Consider the following 17369-nt stretch of genomic DNA (forward strand, 5'->3'; position numbering starts at 1 on the left):
TCCGGGGTTTATAAAGCCCATCTGTTTATATAATCTGGTGAACGGCAAACATATTTCAATATCCCGTCATAGGGAGGATTACTCATGCAGGATGCGGATAATGACAACGGCGCGGAAATGCTCAAGCGGCTTTCGCCGGCGGCGGAACGTGCGTTGAAGGAAGCGGAAGAACGGCGCAAACAACAGGCGGATCTTCAATTGCCGCAGGAAACCGGCGGTCGCGGCGGCGCGGAACCTGTTCGTTTCGGTGACTACGAAATAAACGGCCGCGCTATCGACTTTTGAGCACCACAGCATAAAAATACCCGCTAAACGCGGGTATTTTATCAATTAAAACAGATACTTGCTTATTTTTGCTCCAGAAGCCGGCACACGGCTTCCAGCTGCTCTAGCGTGCGGTATCCGATGCGGATTTGTCCCGATCCGCCTTTGTGGCTGATCTTCACGTCCAGACCGAGAGCATCCGACAGGCTGCGTTCAAGCGCGACCGTATCGGAATCCTTCTCAGCCGAAGGCCGCTTCTCCAAGACGTCACCCTGCGACTTGATGTCGTTTTGCGCCAGGCGCTCGGCATCACGCACCGAAAGACCCTTGGAAACGATAGTCCGAGCCAGACCTGACGGATCGGAAGTGGAAACAAGCGCGCGCGCATGGCCAGCGGAAAGCGAACCATCCGCCAACATGTCTCGAACCGGATCGGGAAGTTTCAGAAGACGAAGGCTGTTTGCAACATGGCTTCGGCTCTTGCCGATGATTTCACCGAGGTCGTTCTGAGTGTAGCCATGTTCGGCGATCAGCTGCTCATAGCCCATCGCTTCTTCAAGCGGATTGAGATCGGAACGCTGGACGTTTTCGACGATAGCCAGCTCCAGAGCCGTGCGGTCGTCTACATCCCGAACGATGACAGGAACGTCCGTAAAACCGGCCAGCTGTGCCGCGCGCCAGCGCCGTTCACCAGCGATTATCTCGTAACGGTTGACGCCAATCGTTCGCACGACCACAGGCTGAACAATCCCGTGCTGACGAATGGATGAGGCAAGATCCTGCAACTCATTTTCGTCAAAGTGTCGACGTGGGTTTCTCTGGCTGCGAGCGATGAACTCGATCGGGATGGCGCGATCCGCACTAACGGCGCGCTGCGGTTCACCCACCGGCACAGGCTGATCCATTTCGCCGATCAACGCCGCAAGACCGCGTCCGAGTCGACGCTTGGAAAGATCATCACTCATAAGATATTACTCCATATAGTCCGGCAAAACGTCAGGCCGCCTTGCGCAGACGCTCTCTCTGGATCACTTCGGACGCCAATTGCAAATAAGCCTGGCTGCCAGCGCATTTCAGATCATAAAGAATTGCCGGTTTACCATAAGACGGCGCTTCGGAAACCCGAACATTGCGCGGAATGAGAGTGTGGTAAACCTTTTCTCCCAGATGCATCCGCACATCGGAAACCACCTGCTGGGCAAGATTGTTGCGCGCATCGAACATCGTGAGAACGATACCCTGAATATCAAGCTGCGGATTGACGGAGCCGCGTATCTGGCTAACCGTATCCAGCAGCTGGCTGAGGCCTTCCAGCGCAAAGAACTCGCACTGCAACGGTACCAGCACCGAATGGGCGGCGGTCATGGCATTCATCGTCAAAAGATTAAAAGAGGGCGGGCAATCTACCAAAATATAGGAATAGTCTCTGGCTTCCTGCGTCTCCATGGCAGTACGCAACAGAAAGACGCGGTTGGCAACATTCGCAACCTGCATCTCAAAGCCCAGAAGATCCATCGTTGACGGGACGATATCGAGGTTCGGAACTGCTGTCGGAACCGCAACTTCGGCAACGGTATGCTCACCCACCAGAAGATCATAGGAAGAAAGCTTGCGCTCTTTGCGGTCGATTCCCAAACCTGTGCTAGCATTACCCTGCGGATCAAGATCAATGATCAGCACCCGCTCACCAATAGCCGCCAATGCAGTAGCCAGATTGATGGCCGTCGTTGTTTTTCCAACGCCACCCTTCTGGTTTGCGACTGCGATAATCCGGTTTTTTTCAGAAGTCATACCGCACCTGACCAGCTCGTCAGTGCCTCTTAGTGAGGTTACTGATTTCAAGAACAACAGAATCTGCCTCAATGGCACTCTGGTGTTTTATCAGATCAAACTGCCAGCGGCCATGCGCTTTCTGCAGTTCGGATTCATAATCCCTGCCTTTATTGAAATATGCCCTGAGATTTGGATTATTCTGCGCCCACGGGTGAATATATTCAAAAAGTAAATTCATCTCGGCGAGGGCTCTCGCCGAAACCGCATCGCAATTTTCAACGGTTTCAGGCGCTTTTTCAATTCTGACTGGATGAACCGCGCCTCTTGCGCCGGTTTCCTTCAGCGCAATTCGCAAAAACGCAGCCTTTTTATTGTTGCTCTCTACCAGATCGACCCAACCATCACCCAGTTCCGCGAGAAAAATCGCTGTAATGATGCCCGGAAAACCGCCGCCGCTTCCCAGATCAATCCATTTTTGTGGTTGAGGGGCGAGCTGAAATATCTGTGCACTGTCCGCGACATGCCGGCTCCAGAGCTCAGTGAGAGTCGAAGGCGCAACCAGATTTGTGGTTTTGTTCCACTTCTTGAAAAGCTCGACGAAATGCTCGAGCCTCTCCTGTGTTTCACGTGAAACACTCTGGCCGTTTATCTTCATGGTCCGACTCGCTATTGGTGCATGCGCAATTTTTCACTTCCTGATGCGGAGCCTTTCCGCAGAAGTGCGAGAAGCAGCGATATCGCAGCAGGTGTCATACCGTCAACACGCGCAGCCTGGGCAATGTTCTCTGGACGTGCCTTTTCCAGCTTTTGTTTCAGTTCGTTGGAGAGACCGGACAAAGACTGAAAATCGAAATCATTGGGGATTTTTCTGTCTTCGTCTCGCTTGATATCCACAATATCCGCGCTTTGGCGCTGCATATAGACAGCGTAACTCGCTTCGATTTCCAAAACCTCAGCGACCCTGGTATTAAGCGCCCGTAGCTCCGGCCAATGATCGGCAAGAGTTTCCATTGTGATATCGGGGTAGGCGAGCATTTCATAAACCGAACGACGTTGACCGTCCTGGTTGAGTTTCAATCCCTGTTTAGCAGCCTGGGAGGGACTGATGGAAATGCTCTTCATCAGCTCGCGACCCCGATCCAGATCGGAGATAAAATCTGCGAAGCGTTTTTGGCGGTCATGCCCGATAATGCCGGCCATCTGGCCGATAGGTGTAAGTCGCAAATCAGCGTTGTCAACGCGCAACGAAAGCCGATATTCGGCTCGCGACGTAAACATGCGATAGGGTTCGCTGACACCTTTGGAGGTGAGATCGTCGATCATCACACCGATATAGGATTCGGTACGACTGAAATGGATAGGGTCTGCATTGCCTGCATATAGCGACGCATTCAACCCGGCAACCAGACCCTGGGCGCCTGCTTCTTCATAACCCGTCGTGCCATTGATTTGCCCTGCCAGGAACAATCCCGGAATTTTCCGGCATTCCAGAGAAGGCTTCAGCTCACGCGGATCGACATAGTCATATTCAATCGCGTAGCCGGGCTGAATGATGTTGACTTGCTCAAGGCCGGGGATGGTGCGGATAAACTGCTCCTGAACTGAGGCAGGAAGCGACGTCGAAATACCATTTGGATAAATTGTGTGGTCATCGAGGCCTTCTGGTTCCAGAAATATCTGATGACCGTCCCGTTCACCGAAGCGTGTAATCTTGTCTTCGATCGACGGACAATAGCGCGGACCAACACCCTCGATCTGTCCCGAATACATCGCTGACAGATGAATATTATCCTGAATGATCTTGTGTCCGGCCGGCGTCGTTCGGGTTACGCCGCATTCGATCTGTGGATTGACAATGCGATCAGTCATAAAAGAGAACGGAACGGGATCTTCATCGGCCGCTTGCCGATCCACAGCGTTCCAATCGATCGTGCGACCATCAAGCCGGGCAGGGGTGCCGGTCTTCAGCCGGCCCATAGCAAGGCCCAGACGGCCAAGCGTTTCGGAAAGGCCAAGAGACGGTTTTTCACCAACCCGGCCTGCGGGAATCTTTTCGGAGCCGATATGAATAAGGCCGCGTAGAAAAGTGCCGCTCGTCAACACAACAGCACCACAAGGAATCCGGCTACCGTTTGCCATGATTACGGCGCAGACCTTATCATCCGCCATTTCAATATCGAAAGCATCACCTTCAATAATGCTAAGGTTTTCAATCGCATTGATTTCCCGTTGCATGGCCTCGCGATAAAGTCGCCGATCAGCCTGCGTGCGCGGCCCGCGGACGGCGGGGCCTTTTTTGCGATTGAGCATACGGAATTGAATTCCCGCTGCATCAGCAACCCGGCCCATCAAACCGTCTAGCGCATCAATTTCGCGGACCAGGTGTCCTTTACCGAGACCACCGATTGCCGGGTTACAGGACATCACCCCAATAGTCTCTCGCTTATGGGTAACGAGAGCGGTTTTAGCGCCATGTCGTGCAGCGGCCGCCGCAGCTTCGCTGCCGGCATGTCCACCACCGATAACAATGACATCAAATGACTGGTGCATATCCCTGCGCCTTATCCCAAATCATCGGCTTTGCCGTATTGGCAACCAATGTTTCACGTGAATCATTTTCCTATGCAGAATTCCGAGAAGATCACGCCCAGCAAATCTTCCACATCGACGCGGCCAGTAATGCGTCCAAGCGATGTTGCTGCGAGTCTCAAATATTCCGACCTTATCGCAAGGTCCATGGTCTCGGAATTGAGCGCATCACTAACATAGTTCAGCGTCTCTTCAAGTCGTTTTTTGTGCCGGGCGCGGGCAGGGACCAATGTCTGTGCAACACCAACCCTGCTTTCAATCTCTCGCTTGATCAATAGACGCAATTCGTCGAGACCGACGCCTTCCCTGGCGGAGATGGCGAGATCAAAAACAGCATCAACTGTAGAAGAGGAAATCGCGGTTTTTGTCCGTAGGCGCAAATGGCGAGCATTTTCCAGCGAAATGATCGATTGTTTCGGAGTCGAATCGTTATCTTGCAATATCAAAATAAGATCCGCGGTTTCCGCTGTCAGAACGGCCCGCCTTACACCCTCCTTTTCGACCACATCCTGCGTCTCCCGGATTCCGGCCGTATCGAATATGCGGACCAGGTAACCGTCGAGATTAATATCGACGCTCAGCACGTCTCTGGTCGTGCCAGCAATGTCAGTGACAATAGCAACGTCACGGCCGCTCAGAGCATTAAGAAGCGTGGACTTGCCAGCGTTAGGCTCTCCCACCAGCGCCACCTTGAACCCGTCACGAATAATCTCGCTGCTTCCGCCGTTCTGGAGATGGCCGGTGATTTCACTGTGAAGTTGCATCATCGCGTCCCACACCTGCGCGGCAACTGAATCCGGCACATCTTCCTCGTCGGCGAAATCCAGTTCTGCCTCGATCAGGGCGCGAGCACGCGTCAACCGGCCTGCCCAGCCATCGTAGAGCGCTGACAGCTTACCGGTGCTCTGCTCAACCGCCAGACGCCGCTGCATCTCCGTTTCAGCCTGCAGCAGATCCGCCAGACCTTCGATTTCGAGAAGATCCATCTTGCCGTTTTCAAACGCGCGGCGGGAGAACTCGCCGGCATCCGCCGGCCGAAATCCTTCGAGCAGCTCAAGCTCGGCAAAAATTGATGCGACAACCGCACGGCTTCCGTGGCTGTGGATTTCGATGCAGTTCTCACCCGTAAAGGAATTTGGTGCAGGGAAAACGATCATCAGTGCCTGGTCGATGATCTCATTGTTTCGGTTTCGAATCGAACATAAAACCGCCTGCCGCGGTGCGGGAAGGTCACGACCGGTCAACGTCACAAAGGCTTCGAACGCGCCGGGCCCACTGATCCTGATAATAGCGACGCCGGCCGGCAATGCTCCACTGGAGAGCGCATAAATGGTATCGGCGGAAGCTGGCATCATTCACCTCGGTTAAAACAGTCAAGCCGCATCCGAATGAACGGATGCGGCTCTAAAGCTTTGTCGATGGAACCGGTAAAACTCCGGATCAGGTATTCATCGATTCGAAGAAATCAGAATTGGTCTTGGTCTGCTTCAACTTGTCGATCAGGAATTCGATGGCATCCATCGTTCCCATCGGCGCGAGAATGCGGCGAAGCACGAAAATCTTCTGGAGATCCTGACGCGGCACGAGCAGGTCTTCCTTACGTGTACCGGACTTGAGAATATCGAGTGCCGGGAAGATACGCTTGTCAGCGACCTTACGGTCAAGCACGATTTCCGAGTTACCCGTACCCTTGAACTCTTCAAAGATGACTTCGTCCATGCGGCTGCCGGTGTCGATCAGCGCGGTCGCGATAATCGTCAGCGAACCACCTTCTTCGATGTTACGTGCGGCACCGAAGAAACGCTTCGGCCGCTGCAACGCGTTGGCATCCACACCACCGGTCAGGACCTTGCCGGAAGACGGAACGACCGTGTTATAAGCTCGGCCGAGGCGAGTGATGGAATCGAGCAGGATAACGACGTCGCGGCCATGTTCGACAAGGCGCTTCGCCTTTTCGATGACCATTTCGGCCACCTGGACGTGGCGTACAGCCGGTTCGTCGAAGGTTGACGACACCACCTCACCCTTGACCGAGCGCTGCATGTCGGTGACTTCTTCCGGACGTTCGTCGATCAGAAGAACGATCAGGTAACATTCCGGATGGTTAGCCGTGATGGAATGCGCGATGTTCTGCAAGAGAACAGTTTTACCGGTACGCGGCGGCGCGACGATCAATCCACGCTGGCCCTTGCCAAGTGGCGCGACCAGATCGATCACACGCGACGACAGATCCTTCGATGTCGGAAGCTCCAGCTCCATCTTGAACCGCTCATTCGGATAAAGCGGCGTCAGGTTATCGAAGTGAACCTTGTGACGGATCTTTTCAGGATCGTCAAAGTTGATCGTGTTGACTTTGAGAAGCGCGAAATAACGTTCGCCTTCCTTGGGTCCACGGATCGGCCCCTCAACAGTATCGCCGGTCTTCAGAGAGAAACGGCGAATTTGCGAGGGCGAAATGTAGATATCGTCCGGACCCGGCAGATAATTTGCATTTGCGGACCGTAGAAAACCGAAACCGTCCTGCAGGACTTCAACGACGCCTTCGCCGATAATTTCGATGTCCTGGCTCGCGAGAACCTTGAGGATTGCGAACATAAGCTCCTGCTTGCGCATGGTGCTCGCATTTTCAACTTCCAGGGATTCAGCAAAAGTTAGCAAGTCGGTAGGCGATTTGCTCTTAAGTTCCTGAAGCTTCATTTCAGCCATGAAGGAAAGACCGTTTGATAATGTAATGTCGGGGGAGGGCGTGTTCGCGAATCAGATGCTGAGGGAGAAGCCGCAGATGACTGAATAATTCACATGCCACGAGATGAGTGGTCCGAAAATAGCGATTGAATAGGGCTACTGCAAGAGGAAAGCACGAATTCCGCGAAATTTATCGGTGCGACCTCTTAACCGAAGGGTTTCACAACCACAAGTATGACTATGAGGATCATCAGTACCGTCGGAACCTCGTTCATCAACCGCCAGTGACGGGCAGGCCTGATATTTTCATCCCGGGCGAACCGTTTGGCACTGCGGGTGAAATAGACATGGGCGATGGTTAGAAGCACCACCAGTGCGATTTTCGCATGTAGCCAGCCGCCGGAAAAACCATAAACCGACCATGCGAGATAAAGCCCCAATATCCAGCTTATCATCATCGCCGGGTTCATGATGACCTTGATCAACCGCTGTTCCATCACCTTGAAGGTTTCGGATTGCTGCGAACCGGTGGGTGCATCGGTGTGGTAAATGAACAGGCGCGGCAGGTAAAAAATCGCCGCCATCCAGGAAATCACCGCGATGATATGAAGCGCCTTGATCCAGAGATAGAGATCGGCCGGATCGGCGTAAAACAACAAAGCGGCAAAAGCGGCAAAGACACCGAGCGCCATACCTGCGCGAAGGGCAGCCCTATTTCCTGAGCGGGCGGAGGTCTGCTTCTCGCCGCTCATGCCCCGGCTCCGCCGGCACGCACCCGCTGCACCAGCCTTGCAACGTTTTCCGGATCGGCCTGCGGCGTGATGCCATGGCCGAGATTGAAGATCAGCGGTCCCTGTCCCAGAGCCTGCAGCACAGCGTCGATACCGTCCTCCAGAGCCTTGCCACCCGCCACCATCAGCATGGGGTCCAGATTGCCCTGTACCGGGCCTTCCTTCTGCAAGTCCCTTGCGAAACCGAGTGGCACCGACCAGTCGAGCCCGATGGCGTCTGCGCCCGTTTTGCGGCGATAATCCTTCAAAAGATAACCGGCCCCCTTGGCAAAGGCGATGATCTTCGCGGAGGGGCGGCGAGCGCGCACCGAAGCGATGATACGGGCGACGGGTTTTACCGCATATTCCTCGAATTCCTTCTCGCCAAGCACCCCGGCCCAGGAGTCGAAAATCTGCACCGCATCGGCCCCGGCATCAATCTGCGCCACAAGGTAGTCGGCGGAAACCTCAGCCAGCAAGGCAAGAAGCTTTTCCATGGCTGCCGGCTCCCGATAACCGAACAACCGCGCCGGCGCCTGATCAGGCGTTCCGTGGCCGGCAATCATGTAGGTTGCAACCGTCCAGGGCGCACCGCAAAAACCGAGAAGCGTCGTCTCATCAGGCAAGGTCTGGCGCAAACGTGAGACGGTTTCGAAAACGGGTGAAAGATGCGCAATCACGTTGCTCGCATCCAGCCTGTCGATACCATCCACATCGATCGGATCCATGGCCGGACCTTTTCCCTCGCTGAAGGAAACATTGCGATCAAGCCCATCCGGTATCACCAGAATATCGGAAAAGAGGATAGCTGCATCAAGACCGAACCGGCGAATGGGCTGAAGGGTCACTTCGGTTGCCAGTTCGGGATTATAACAGAGATCGAGGAAACTGCCGGCGTTCTTTCGCGTTTCCCTGTACTCCGGAAGGTAACGCCCTGCCTGCCGCATCAGCCATATGGGCGGAGGTGTGACCGTCTGCCCGTTCAACACCTTTAAAACCTTACGCTCGCTCATGCCACCCAACTTCCAAAAAATAAAATCTAAGAGATTTAAAAGATTTTCTATTTCTTAGAGTCGGTGAGTAGCAAGGATTAAAATCTTTCCAGTCGATATGCCGCAGTCGGGTGTAAGCGCCAAGACCTGAACACGGCATTTCATCGCTTCATCGCAATAAATGGGATAATAGATATTTATCTAATATTTTCAGAGATTTAAGTTATATCCTTTGAAGCCTTTGCCTGTGGATCATCTGTGGACAGTTTTGAACAAGTTCAGAGTTTCCAGACAATTCACAGGCATGCCTGATAGCAAGGACGCCACTTGCGGATTGTGGAAAAAACCCACTTTATCCACGAGGCGGCTCGGCCCGCGGAACAATTCGGAAGTTTGTCCCGGTTTATCAACAGCGAGAGAAAAACAGCGTGGAGAACAAAAAAAGTTTCTTCCATTTGCACCTGATTTCGGACTCAACCGGAGAGACTCTCATGTCGGCCGGTCGTGCCGTCTCGGCGCAGTTCCACGCTTCGATGCCGGTGGAACATGTTTATCCGATGATCAGGAACCAGAAGCAGCTCGCCCAGGTGGTGGATCTGATCGACAAGGAACCGGGCATCGTTCTTTATACGATCGTGGATCAGCAGCTGGCCGAGTTTCTGGATTTGCGCTGTCACGCGATCGGGGTGCCCTGCGTCAACGTCCTCGAGCCGATCATCGGCATTTTCCAGACCTATCTAGGCGCACCTTCGAGACGGCGGGTCGGGGCGCAGCACGCGCTGAACGCGGATTATTTCGCGCGGATCGAAGCGCTCAATTTTGCGATGGACCATGATGACGGGCAAATGCCGGAAAGCTATGACGAAGCCGATATCGTCATCATCGGGATCAGTCGAACGTCGAAAACACCGACAAGCATCTATCTCGCCAACAGAGGCATAAAAACCGCCAATATACCGGTCGTTCCAAACGTGCCGTTGCCGGAAAGCCTTTATGCCGCCACCCGTCCTTTGATCGTTGGTCTCGTCGCGACATCGGACCGCATATCGCAGGTACGTGAAAACCGGGAACTCGGCACGACCGGTGGATTTGACAGCGGGCGCTACACGGATCGCGCTACCATCATGGAAGAGCTGAAATATGCGCGTGCGCTCTGTGCCCTTAACAATTGGCCGCTGATCGATGTTACACGCCGCTCCATAGAGGAAACGGCCGCGGCAATCCTTGCCCTTCGCCCGAGGACACGATAATCCGGATCGCACCATTCGGAGCAGATAGTCGATGAAACAAGAGTTGATCCTCGCCTCGTCCAGCGCATCCCGTCAGATGTTGATGCTCAATGCGGGGCTGACATTTTCGGCCATCCCGGCGGATATTGACGAGCGCGCGTTCGACGAGCAGCTGGAAAAAAATGGCGCAAAGCCGGAAGAGGTTGCGCTGGAACTGGCCAAGGCCAAGGCGCTTGCGGTAAGTGCCCTGCATCCGCAAGCACTCGTTCTTGGATGCGACCAGACGATGGCGCTCGGTGCCCGGGTGTACCACAAGCCAAAAACCATGGCCGAAGCCGAAGCACATCTGCTCTCATTATCCGGCAAGGTTCATCGATTGAACAGTGCAGCCGTTCTTGCCCGCGGCGGTGATGTCGTATGGCAGACGATTTCCAGTGCCGAGCTTTCGGTGCGAACTTTGAGCGCCGAATTCGTCTCCCGCCACCTGCAACGCGTGGGTGAAAAGGCCTTGAGCAGTGTCGGTGCCTATCAGCTCGAGGGCGAAGGAATCCAGCTATTTACTTCGATAGAGGGGGATTATTTCACCATTCTTGGCCTGCCGCTTCTGCCTCTCTTAATGAAACTGCGCGACATGGATGTCATCGATGGCTGATTCACGTGAAACATTAACTATAAATGCCTTCGTTGTCGGTTATCCGATCAAGCACTCCCGGTCGCCGATCATCCATTCTTACTGGCTGAAGAAATTCGGGATACCCGGCTCCTATAAGGCCATTGAGGTTGCCCCCGATGACTTCCCCGATTTCATCACGGCACTAAAGGAACAGGGACCTGGTGCAGCGGTGGGTGGCAATGTCACCATTCCGCACAAGGAAGCGGCCTTTAAGTTGGCGGATAGTCCCGACGAGCTGGCGGAGGAACTGGGTGCAGCCAATACCGTCTGGATGGAAGAAGGCAGGCTGCATGCCACCAACACGGATGGCTATGGCTTCGTTTCCAATCTCGATGAGCGCCATCCCGGATGGGAGAAAACCGACCGGGCGGTGGTGTTCGGAGCCGGCGGTGCAAGCAGGGCCGTCGTTCAGTCGCTGCGGGACCGCGGCATTGCCGAAATCCATGTCCTGAACCGCACGGTCGAACGTGCCCGTGAAATGGCCGACCGTTTCGGTGCACGGGTTTTTTCTCATCCTCAGGGCGCGCTTCATGAAGTCATGCAGGACGCCGGGTTGTTTGTGAACACGACATCGCTGGGTATGGACGGAACGGAAGCGCCCGAGATTGATTTTTCGCCGCTCGCTGCAAGTGCTGTTGTAACCGATATCGTCTATGTGCCGTTGAGAACCCCCATCCTCCAGATGGCGCAGACACAGGGTATTGCGACGGTCGATGGGCTTGGCATGCTCCTTCATCAGGCAAAACCCGGCTTTAAAAAATGGTTCGGCAAAACGCCGGAAGTTGATGACACTCTTCGTTCCCTCATCATTGAGGATATGGAGAAACATTGATGATCGTCATCGGTCTCACCGGCTCGATCGGAATGGGAAAAACGACCACGGCGAAACTGTTTGCCGCGGAAGGGATACCGGTTCTCGATTCTGATGCGGTTGTGCACGACCTCTATTCAGCAGAAGCCGTGCCGATGATCGAAGCCGCCTTTCCGGGCACGACCATTTCCGGCACGGTCGACCGTCTTGAACTCGGTAACATCCTCAGGGAGAATCCGGCTAATTTTAGAAAGCTGGAAGCAATCGTCCATCCGCTTGTTCGTGAAAGACAGGAAGCTTTTCTCCGTAAGGCGAGAGAGGAAAATCAAAATTTCGCCGTTCTCGATATCCCGCTGCTGTTTGAAACCGGCGCGGAAACGAGGGTCGATAAAATAGTCGTTGTTAGTTGCGCGCCGGAAATACAGCGCCAGCGGGTTTTGTCCCGTCCAGGAATGACGGAAGAGAAATTCGAAATGATATTGGCCCGGCAAATGCCCGATGCCGAAAAGCGCCGGCGCGCCGATTTTATCATCGATAGCGGAAATGGTGTCGAAGCGGCACGGGATCAGGTAAGAGAAATTCTGCAGAGACTAAGTGCCGGTTCGGGCAACGGAGAGAAAAATGCGTGAGATCATTTTCGATACGGAAACCACAGGCCTTGAATCGAAACTGGACCGCGTGATCGAAATCGGCGGAATCGAGCTCAACAACCATTTTCCGACCGGCCGCACATTGCATATTTATATCAACCCGGAAGATCGAAAGGTTCACCCGGACGCGCTTGCGGTGCACGGCATCACCGACGACTTCCTGAAAGACAAGCCGAAATTCGCCGAAGTCGTCGACGAAATCCGCGAATTTTTTGAAGGTGCCCGCTGGGTGGCGCATAATGCGACATTCGACATGGGTTTTATCAATGCGGAATTTGCCCGCCTTGGCATTGCGCCGGTCTCATCTGAATTGGTGACGGATACGCTTTCGCTTGCACGCCGCAAGCACCCGATGGGTCCGAATTCCCTCGACGCACTTTGCCGGCGTTACGGGATCGACAACTCCCACCGCACCAAACACGGCGCGCTTCTCGACTCCGAACTGCTCGCCGAAGTCTACATAGAAATGATTGGTGGGCGCCAGACAGCGCTCGGTTTCGGTGCCGGCTCCAAACAGCAAGCGGTCACTATCGAGGATGATGATGTTCCGCATGAGCCGCTGCAAAGGCCGCATCCTCTACCATCAAGACTGGATGCGGAGACCATCGCGGCGCACGGCAAGCTCGTTCTCGGCATGGGCGACAAGGCGATCTGGAACCGTTACCAGAATTAAGTGCGCCTGGCGCTTAGATGCGCCGTTGAAAAATGACGAGAACCGTCAAATAAAAAACCCGGGCGATGAACCCGGGTTTTGTTTTGTGTGAACTCTAAAAAGAGCGGCGTCACGTACAATTCAGTTCGGTACGGCCTGAACCTTGGCTCTGGCCTGTTCCTCGGCAACGCGCTGCGAAAACATCTGCGCGAAATCGATCGGATCGATCATCAGCGGCGGGAAGCCACCATTGCGGGTGACATCGGCGATGATCTGGCGTGCGAAGGGGAACAGCAGGCGCGGGCACTCGATAAACAGCACCGGCAGCATATGTTCCTGCGGGAAACCGGCAATGCGGAACACGCCGCCATAAACCAGCTCGGCTGCAAACAGAACCTTGTCGCCATCCTTGGCTTCGGCATTCAGCGTCAGCACAACGTCGAAATCCGAACCCGAAATCGGGTTTGCGTTGACATTGACATTGATGTTGATCGACGGCGCATTGTCACGAGCCTGAAGCGAACGAGGAGCACCCGGATTTTCGAAAGAAAGATCCTTGATGTACTGGGTAAGAATGTTGAGGGAAGGACTAACTGCGCCCTGTGCGCCATTTTCAGCGGTCATTACGTTTCCTCGCGGCGTGATTTCGTGGAAGGCGGTCTATCATTTCGACTTGAGCCTTACAACCCTCGTGCTCTCGCCTCTCTAACCCTTTGCCGTGCTTCAGGGTTTGGGCAGGTTGCGATCATCCGGCTTTTGGGACCAGGGAGAATCCTTGGGCCCTTCGCGGTGAAACTCCTCTTCGTCGAGGTCCACGACCTTGGAGCTACCCTTATTTCCCTTACCATTGCTGAACCCGGAAAAGTCACCGGGTTGCGGCCCGGTCTGGCCGCCGGGTTGACCCGACTGGCGAAAAGAACCGGCCACGACGACGCGGGGTCCGAGGATCTTCCAGAAAAAACGTCTCACCGTTTTCGACAGAAGCAGGAGACCGAGGATATCGGTGATGAAACCCGGGATGAACAGCAGGATGCCCGCCACGACGCGCATGGCGCCATTGACCAGCTCATCGGCAGGCTGGGCGCCGGTGCGCCCTGCGGCCTGAAGATTTCTCACCATGCCGATGCCGCCGAGCCGCAGGATCAGCAACCCCAGAAACGACGTGAACAGGACGAGCGCCAATGTCAGCCACAGACCGATTGTCTTGCCGACGATGATGAAACCGGCAATTTCCAGGATTGGCATCATCAGGATGACAATGGGGAGAAAGGAAAAACGCATCTTCTAGCCTTGCGTGTGCATCTCTGGCAGATTGCCGGTTCCCGAGAACACCGATGATTGAATCTGCACATTTGAATGATGATAAGATGCAGACTATATGATGTTCAGGTTTTTGAATTTAAATGGCGGTTTTGGTAAAAGATGGGCTTTAGCGACTTTATCACATTGTTTTTTCTCGTTGCAGCGGTGCTGATCTTTCTTCAGCTGCGCAGCGTTCTTGGTCGCCGAACCGGCAATGAGAAGCCGCCATTCGACCCTTACACGCCGCGCGATGTCGCGAAAGGCCCCGTCACGGACGATAACAAGGTCGTGACCCTGCCCAAACGCTCTGAGGCGGAGGAAGAAAACCGCTTTGCCGAGGCGGATGCTCTGGCACCCGTCGATACTGCCTTGAATACATCCCTGCGCGAGCTGATGACCAAGGACCCGACCTTCCGCCCCAAGGAATTCCTGAACGGCGCCCGCATGGCCTATGAGATGATCGTCATGGGTTTTGCCGATGGTGACCGCAAGACGTTGAAGAACCTTCTGTCGAAGGAAGTTTTCGACGGGTTCGAGGCGGCCATTTCTGAGCGGGAAAGTCGCGGCGAGGTGGTCAAGTCCACTTTCGTGGGAATAGAGAAGGCCGATATCACCCAGGCCGGTATCCGCGATTCCGAAGAGCAGATCACGCTCAGAATAGTCAGCCAGCTGATTTCGGCCACCTATGACAAGGATGGCAAGCTGGTGGACGGCGATCCCGATGCGGTTGCGGAAGTGGACGACATCTGGACCTTCTCGCGTGATGTCCGCTCGCGCGATCCCAACTGGAAGCTGATCGCCACTGAATCCGAGCAATGAACACGCCCTTTTCGTTCGAAGAAGTTTCTTTCGGTGATCTGCCGGGATGGCAGGAGGACGATCCGCGTAAGCTGTTTCCGGCGATGCGGACGATCCTGTCACATCTTCGGAATTCAAAACCCTACAGGACCGGCGCGCTGGGTCTCACCGCCGGCGAACTGGCCTCGCTTCTGGAACTGGCCGATGAGGAACAAGCGGATAGTCCCCAGCAGGCCCGCCGGTTTTTCGAGACGAATTGTGTACCTTTCAAAATTTCACCACCCGGCGGAAAACGCGGTTTTGTAACTGCCTTTTATGAACCGGAGCTTGAGGTATCGTCAGTCCGCGACGATGTCTGGAAGTATCCGGTCTACCGCCGCCCACCGGAGCTGGTGGATATCGACGACGAAAATCGCCCGAGCGGTTTTGATCCGTCCTATGCTTTTGGCAGAGAGGGCGAGGACGGCATTTCCTATTTTCCCGATCGCCGCGCGATCGACGAAGGATATCTGCAGGGCAGGGGGCTTGAGATTGCCTGGGCGAGATCGAAGGTCGATCTGTTTTTCGTCCACGTTCAGGGTGCTGCCCGTCTTCTGTTTCCTGATGGAGAGGTGAAACGTATCACCTATGCCGCTAAGGCCGGGCATCCGTTCTCGCCGATCGGTCGGTTGCTTCTGGATCGTGGGGAACTGGATCCGAAAACGATCTCGATGCAGACAATTCGCAAATGGCTCGCCGACCATCCGGATGAGGTGGATGGGGTGCTATGGCATAATCGCTCCTATATTTTTTTCCGGGAGGCTGATGTTGCCGGCCTGGATATGGGACCGATCGCCGCCGCCAAGGTGTCGCTGGTCGCCGGGCGGGCGCTTGCGGTGGACAGGCTCATCCACACCTTCGGTTTTCCCTTCTTTATCCATGCGCCGTCATTGACCCACCTGGATAATGGCAAGCCCTTCGCGCGGTTGATGCTGGCGCTCGATACCGGCTCGGCGATCGTTGGCCCGGCACGCGGCGACATTTTCACCGGCTCGGGTTTTGAAGCCGGGGAACTTGCAGGCACAGTGCGCAACGACGCCGATTTCTATATGCTGTTGCCGCATGTTGCTGCGAAAAGGTATCGGCGATGAAGGGCAGTCGAAAGCTTGGCAAGGAAGAACGCATTCTGTGGGGTAAGGTCGCAAGAACAGCCAGACCTATCTCCGGCAGGCTGGAGGATTTGCTGGCTTTCGACGATATCGAGGAAGCCGCGGCGCAACCTGTCGTCCCGCAAACGGCAAACGCCGTCTTCCCTAGGATGCTCGCGGAGCCGGTGGACGTTTCGCCCTTTACGCCGGACAAGAAGCCAAAAATTCATCAACCGATGGAAAAGCCGGTTAAGCGCAAGTTGACGCGCGGGCGGTTGCCGCTGGAAGGCCGTATCGATCTGCATGGCATGTTTCAGAGCGAAGCCCATGCGGTTCTGCTCGATTTTCTATTGCGGGCGCACGAACGGGGCCTCCGGCACGTGCTCGTCATCACCGGCAAGGGTCGCTCCATCGGCAGCGATGGTGCGCTGAAAAGGGCCGTGCCCATGTGGTTCGCCAAACCGGAATATCGTTATTTGATTTCATCCTATGAGGACGCATCCGCCAATCACGGCGGCGATGGCGCTCTCTATGTCCGGTTGGCGCGCCGCAAGGGTGAAAAATCATGACGCCCTTTGCAGAAGCTGTGCGGCTGCTTCGTGAGCGCAAGGGCGTGACACAGAAGGAGATGGCAGCGGCAATCGGCGTTTCCCCCGCTTATCTCTCGGCACTGGAGCACGGCAAACGCGGCAAACCGAGCTTCGATCTCCTCCAGCGCATCGCCGGATATTTCAACATCATCTGGGATGAGGCGGAGGAATTGTTCTTTCTCGCCGGCTCCTCCGACCCCAAAGTGGCGATCGACACGGTCGGTCTGCCGCCGCAATATACGGCTTTTGCCAATCGGCTGGCGCGGGATATTCGCAAGCTGCCGCTGAGTGTGATAGAGGAACTGTCAGCGGTGCTACAAAAAAGCCGTTCTTGCGATTGAAACCCCTCTATCCCCTGCTTTATGCAGCGTTCTGAGGCATGTGGCCTTTGGGATTGAGTGTAGAATTTCTATAGTCGTATGTCGGATTTGAGTGATTCGCGGGCTTCAGGCCTTCTCACTGAA

20 protein-coding genes are annotated in these 17369 nt (G+C 54.9%); 10 read left to right on the plus strand and 10 right to left on the minus strand.

Features of this window, described 5'->3' with window-relative positions:
* Positions 1-84 precede the first annotated feature (84 nt).
* Positions 85-285, plus strand: coding sequence for a DUF1674 domain-containing protein (locus ASD46_RS16365; RefSeq protein WP_003516384.1), 201 nt, complete (start codon positions 85-87; stop codon positions 283-285).
* A gap of 62 nt (positions 286-347) precedes the next feature.
* Here ASD46_RS16365 and ASD46_RS16370 read toward each other — a convergent pair whose 3' ends face one another.
* The 8 genes from ASD46_RS16370 to hemE form a co-directional block, all read right to left on the minus strand.
* Positions 348-1229, minus strand: a complete 882-nt coding sequence (locus ASD46_RS16370; RefSeq protein ID WP_013637009.1) for a ParB/RepB/Spo0J family partition protein — start codon at positions 1227-1229, stop codon at positions 348-350.
* 31 nt (positions 1230-1260) lie between these two features.
* Entirely contained in the window at positions 1261-2055 is a 795-nt protein-coding gene (locus tag ASD46_RS16375) for a ParA family protein (protein WP_025594709.1), read from the minus strand.
* A 19-nt stretch (positions 2056-2074) separates the two neighbouring features.
* Positions 2075-2692: a 16S rRNA (guanine(527)-N(7))-methyltransferase RsmG gene (gene rsmG, locus ASD46_RS16380; RefSeq protein ID WP_025594710.1), complete on the minus strand. Its 618-nt coding sequence runs from the start codon at positions 2690-2692 to the stop codon at positions 2075-2077.
* 11 nt (positions 2693-2703) lie between these two features.
* Entirely contained in the window at positions 2704-4587 is a 1884-nt protein-coding gene (mnmG, locus tag ASD46_RS16385; protein ID WP_060642528.1) for a tRNA uridine-5-carboxymethylaminomethyl(34) synthesis enzyme MnmG, read from the minus strand.
* Between the two features lie 62 nt (positions 4588-4649).
* Entirely contained in the window at positions 4650-5981 is a 1332-nt protein-coding gene (mnmE, locus tag ASD46_RS16390) for a tRNA uridine-5-carboxymethylaminomethyl(34) synthesis GTPase MnmE (protein ID WP_025594712.1), read from the minus strand.
* 85 nt (positions 5982-6066) lie between these two features.
* Positions 6067-7332, minus strand: a complete 1266-nt coding sequence (gene rho, locus ASD46_RS16395) for a transcription termination factor Rho (RefSeq protein WP_013637014.1) — start codon at positions 7330-7332, stop codon at positions 6067-6069.
* A 185-nt stretch (positions 7333-7517) separates the two neighbouring features.
* Positions 7518-8063, minus strand: coding sequence for a protoporphyrinogen oxidase HemJ (gene hemJ, locus ASD46_RS16400; RefSeq protein ID WP_025594713.1), 546 nt, complete (start codon positions 8061-8063; stop codon positions 7518-7520).
* On the minus strand, positions 8060-9094 hold the full coding sequence (gene hemE, locus ASD46_RS16405; protein WP_025594715.1) for a uroporphyrinogen decarboxylase: 1035 nt from the start codon (positions 9092-9094) through the stop codon (positions 8060-8062). The genes hemJ and hemE overlap by 4 nt, the downstream gene beginning before the upstream one ends.
* Before the next feature lie 407 nt (positions 9095-9501).
* On the opposite strand from hemE, the gene ASD46_RS16410 reads away from it, so the two are divergent.
* The 5 genes from ASD46_RS16410 to dnaQ are packed head-to-tail and all read left to right on the plus strand — an operon-like array spanning position 9502 to position 13109.
* A complete protein-coding gene (locus ASD46_RS16410) occupies positions 9502-10323 on the plus strand; it encodes a pyruvate, water dikinase regulatory protein (protein ID WP_025594716.1) in 822 nt (273 codons plus the stop codon).
* A gap of 31 nt (positions 10324-10354) precedes the next feature.
* Positions 10355-10954 carry a Maf-like protein gene (locus ASD46_RS16415; RefSeq protein WP_060642529.1) on the plus strand — a complete coding sequence of 200 codons (600 nt, stop codon included), beginning with the start codon at positions 10355-10357 and terminating at the stop codon, positions 10952-10954.
* Positions 10947-11807: a shikimate dehydrogenase gene (locus ASD46_RS16420; protein ID WP_025594718.1), complete on the plus strand. Its 861-nt coding sequence runs from the start codon at positions 10947-10949 to the stop codon at positions 11805-11807. Before ASD46_RS16415 ends, ASD46_RS16420 begins: the two co-directional genes overlap by 8 nt.
* Positions 11807-12415 carry a dephospho-CoA kinase gene (coaE, locus tag ASD46_RS16425; protein ID WP_025594720.1) on the plus strand — a complete coding sequence of 203 codons (609 nt, stop codon included), beginning with the start codon at positions 11807-11809 and terminating at the stop codon, positions 12413-12415. Before ASD46_RS16420 ends, coaE begins: the two co-directional genes overlap by 1 nt.
* Entirely contained in the window at positions 12408-13109 is a 702-nt protein-coding gene (gene dnaQ / locus ASD46_RS16430) for a DNA polymerase III subunit epsilon (RefSeq protein ID WP_025594721.1), read from the plus strand. Before coaE ends, dnaQ begins: the two co-directional genes overlap by 8 nt.
* A 120-nt stretch (positions 13110-13229) precedes the next feature.
* Here dnaQ and secB read toward each other — a convergent pair whose 3' ends face one another.
* Positions 13230-13712 carry a protein-export chaperone SecB gene (secB, locus tag ASD46_RS16435; RefSeq protein ID WP_003516359.1) on the minus strand — a complete coding sequence of 161 codons (483 nt, stop codon included), beginning with the start codon at positions 13710-13712 and terminating at the stop codon, positions 13230-13232.
* Positions 13713-13811: 99 nt separating this feature from the next.
* Positions 13812-14369 carry an FxsA family protein gene (locus ASD46_RS16440; protein ID WP_025594722.1) on the minus strand — a complete coding sequence of 186 codons (558 nt, stop codon included), beginning with the start codon at positions 14367-14369 and terminating at the stop codon, positions 13812-13814.
* 141 nt (positions 14370-14510) lie between these two features.
* Between ASD46_RS16440 and ASD46_RS16445 the strand changes: the two genes are divergently transcribed.
* From ASD46_RS16445 to ASD46_RS16460, 4 genes are read left to right on the plus strand one after another with little or no spacing between them, the layout of a single operon-like run.
* On the plus strand, positions 14511-15209 hold the full coding sequence (locus ASD46_RS16445; protein WP_025594724.1) for a Tim44/TimA family putative adaptor protein: 699 nt from the start codon (positions 14511-14513) through the stop codon (positions 15207-15209).
* Positions 15206-16318: a murein transglycosylase A gene (locus tag ASD46_RS16450; RefSeq protein ID WP_025594725.1), complete on the plus strand. Its 1113-nt coding sequence runs from the start codon at positions 15206-15208 to the stop codon at positions 16316-16318. The genes ASD46_RS16445 and ASD46_RS16450 overlap by 4 nt, the downstream gene beginning before the upstream one ends.
* Positions 16315-16884: a Smr/MutS family protein gene (locus ASD46_RS16455; RefSeq protein WP_025594726.1), complete on the plus strand. Its 570-nt coding sequence runs from the start codon at positions 16315-16317 to the stop codon at positions 16882-16884. Before ASD46_RS16450 ends, ASD46_RS16455 begins: the two co-directional genes overlap by 4 nt.
* Positions 16881-17246: a helix-turn-helix domain-containing protein gene (locus tag ASD46_RS16460; protein WP_003516346.1), complete on the plus strand. Its 366-nt coding sequence runs from the start codon at positions 16881-16883 to the stop codon at positions 17244-17246. The genes ASD46_RS16455 and ASD46_RS16460 overlap by 4 nt, the downstream gene beginning before the upstream one ends.
* The last annotated feature ends 123 nt before the right edge of the window (positions 17247-17369 follow it).

Source organism: Rhizobium sp. Root491, assembly GCF_001427205.1.
Classification (GTDB): domain Bacteria; phylum Pseudomonadota; class Alphaproteobacteria; order Rhizobiales; family Rhizobiaceae; genus Agrobacterium; species Agrobacterium tumefaciens.